The organism is Mesorhizobium sp. M4A.F.Ca.ET.090.04.2.1 (assembly GCF_003999085.1).
Classification (GTDB): domain Bacteria; phylum Pseudomonadota; class Alphaproteobacteria; order Rhizobiales; family Rhizobiaceae; genus Mesorhizobium.
Genome location: NZ_RZOT01000815.1, coordinates 1 through 1597, shown reverse-complemented (window position 1 = coordinate 1597; position 1597 = coordinate 1). Strand labels below are relative to the sequence as shown.

Here is a 1597-nt window from a genome sequence, read left to right as displayed (position 1 = left end):
GACAGGTCATGTCATCTTCGGTTGCCAGGGCGGTGGCGGCCAGCTGGGCGAAGTCGATAGCAGGCAGAAGCCTGGACAATGCCCAGACGGCAGCGCCCCTCACCAGTGGCGAGGCATCGTCGAGCAGGCCGCGCACCACGCCCGCCAGCGCGGCGCCGCCCGAATTGCCGGCGGCGATCAATACGTTGCGGATGAACCGGTCGCGGCCGATGCGCTTGATCGGCGAGCCCGAGAAGAAGCTGCGGAAAGCTGCGTCGTCGAGCGCCAGCAGCTCCGCCAGCGGCGGCTCGCGCAGGTCGTCGCGCGCGGCAAGCTTGGCCTCCGAGGCGGCTTGGGCGAACTTGTTCCACGGACAGGCGGCCAAACAATCGTCGCAGCCATAGATGCGGTTGCCGATCTTGTCGCGGAATTCGCGCGGGATCGGCCCCTTGTTCTCGATGGTGAGATAGGAGATGCAGCGCCGCGCATCGAGCCGGTAGGGCGCCGGGAAGGCGTCGGTCGGGCAGGCGTCGAGGCAGGCGCGGCAGGAGCCGCAATGGTCCTCTTCCGCTGTGTCGGGCGCGAGCTCGGCGGTGGTGAAGATTGTGCCGAGGAACAACCAGGAGCCGTGTTCGCGGCTGACCAGGTTGGTGTGCTTGCCCTGCCAGCCCAGCCCGGCGGCTTCGGCCAGCGGCTTTTCCATCACCGGGGCGGTGTCGACGAAGACCTTCACGTCGCCGCCGGCGCGGGCGACGATCTTGCCTGCGATCTCCTTCAGCCTGCCCTTCATCACCTCGTGATAGTCACGGTTTTGCGCATAGACCGAGATCGCGCCGCGGTCGTGCTTTGCGAGAATGCCGCGCGGATCGCGGTCCGGGCCGTAATTCATCGCCAGCACGATGATCGAGCGAACCTCTGGCCACAGCGTGGATGGTTCGGCGCGGCGCTCGATCGTCTCGGCGATCCAGCCCATCGAGCCATGAAAACCGTCGGCGACGAATTCGGCGAGTCTGGCCGGCGCCAGCGGGATGGCGTCCGGCCGGGTGACGGCGACGGCGTCGAAACCGGCGCGCCTCGCCTCGCGGTCGATCAGCGCGCGCAGGCTTTGCGTCCTAGAAATCGAGGTCCGCATAATGCGACACCGGCGACAGGCCGCGCACCCGGTCCGACAGAAGCGGCCGGAACGAGGGCCGTGATTTAACCCTTGTATACCATTCGCGCGCCGCGCTGTGCTCGCGCCAGTCGATCTCGCCCAGATAGTCGAGCACCGAAAGGGCCGCCGCCGCCGCGAGGTCGGCATAGGTGACCCTGTTGCCGGCCAGCCAGTGGCGGGTGCCGGCCAGCCAGTTGGTGTATTTCATGTGCTGGCGGATGTTGGCGCGCGCGGCGCGGATCGCCGCCGAATCGGGCGAGCCGCCTCCCGCCGTCTCCGGCATCACCGGCTTCAGCACGCGCTCGCGCACCAGATGCCTGGTCACCTCGCTCTCGGCCTTGTTCAGGTACCAGTCGGTCAGCCGGCGGATCTCGGCGCGCTCCATCGGGTCCTCGGCGAACAGCCGCTTGTCGCGCTTGAGCACCCCGCGCGTCTCGTCGAGATATTCGGCGATCACCATGGCGC

General features: G+C 68.0%; 2 protein-coding genes. Both read right to left on the bottom strand.

What is annotated here, in order from left to right:
- Positions 1 to 1111: tRNA epoxyqueuosine(34) reductase QueG (gene queG, locus EN781_RS32160; protein ID WP_127400709.1), on the bottom strand; the 1111-nt coding region annotated here is incomplete at its 3' end.
- The coding region (locus EN781_RS32155; RefSeq protein WP_145965773.1) for a glutathione S-transferase family protein at positions 1092 to 1597 on the bottom strand (506 nt) is incomplete at its 5' end. The genes queG and EN781_RS32155, both read right to left, overlap by 20 nt.